The following is a 580-nucleotide window of genomic DNA, read 5'->3' as shown; positions in this document are numbered from 1 at the left end:
GAGCTTCAGTGTTTGAGTTGGGAACGCTATATCTGCGTTGTGCTCTTTAATGATGCCGACGACTTTCAATAAGACGTCTTGTTTCACTTCGTGGTATCTCACCCAGTTCACGGTTTTCGTGAAGGTGTAGATAAAGAAGTTCAACGATGATGGGCCAAAGGTATCAAAATTCACAATCAAGGTTTGGCGCGTATCGATATCTTTGTGGTTCTTTAACATTTCGCGCACTGCGGTGATGATTTCTGGCACTTTGTCGGCATCATCATAACGCAAGCCCACCACTTCGTAGATTCGACGGTTTAGCATTCGGGAAGGGTTTTCAACCACGATGTTGCTAAACACGGAGTTCGGCACATAAAGTGGGCGTTTATCAAACGTGCGGATGCTGGTCATGCGCCAGCCAATGCGCTCAACGGTGCCTTCGATTTGACGATCTGGAGAGCGAATCCAATCGCCTACTTTGAATGGACGATCGAAGTAAATCATCAAACCACCGAAGAAGTTCGACAGCAAATCTTTTGCAGCAAGACCTACGATTAAGCCACCCACACCACCAAACGTCAGCAGACCAGACAGAGAC

General features: G+C 47.1%; 1 protein-coding gene. It reads right to left on the bottom strand.

Annotation, left to right across the window (positions count from 1 at the left end):
- On the bottom strand, positions 1-580 hold a 580-nt coding region (locus R7Q11_RS28095; protein WP_225467218.1), incomplete at both ends, for a mechanosensitive ion channel family protein.

Source organism: Vibrio sp. 970 (assembly GCF_033339075.1).
This window is presented reverse-complemented; position numbering and strand designations above follow the sequence as displayed.